We start from the raw sequence: 462 nt of genomic DNA, 5'->3' as shown, positions 1-462 counted from the left end.
AGCGCGAACAGCACCATGACACTCGGGGCAGCGCTTTGGCAGGTCCGGGTTAAGACCAAGAGCTTGCTCAACGTGCAAGGGCGCCCAACCGTTTCGTGTCTTAGTTTCGGATGTGTCATCCATGCCTGAATTATCGCATTCAACGCCGGCCATTCAAAGGCTGAATTTCAGACTGACCCACTACCATCTCGATCAGTAGCTTGACGGCAGCCAGGAGTAGGCCTATTCATCAAGTCATCTGATGACTTGATGAATAGGTCGATGCAACCTGCTATCCGAACCAATCTCACCGACAGCGCCACCGAGAGCCTGCGCGCTGAAATCGTCAGCGGCCGCTGGGGCGTCGGCGAGCGTATCCCCAACGAGGCAGCTCTGACCAACCTTCTGTCGGTCAGCCGCGGCACGGTGCGCGAGGCGGTGCGGGTGCTGGTCTCGCAGGGATTGCTGGATACGCGCCAGGGC

1 protein-coding gene is annotated in these 462 nt (G+C 58.9%); it reads left to right on the top strand.

Annotated elements, in window-relative coordinates; genetic code table 11:
* Positions 1–261 precede the first annotated feature (261 nt).
* The coding region (locus EN906_RS36850; RefSeq protein ID WP_164777740.1) for a GntR family transcriptional regulator at positions 262–462 on the top strand (201 nt) is incomplete at its 3' end.

The sequence above is a fragment of the Mesorhizobium sp. M7A.F.Ca.CA.004.06.1.1 genome (genome assembly GCF_003999135.1).
In the GTDB taxonomy this organism is placed as follows: Bacteria; Pseudomonadota; Alphaproteobacteria; order Rhizobiales; family Rhizobiaceae; genus Mesorhizobium.
This window is presented reverse-complemented; position numbering and strand designations above follow the sequence as displayed.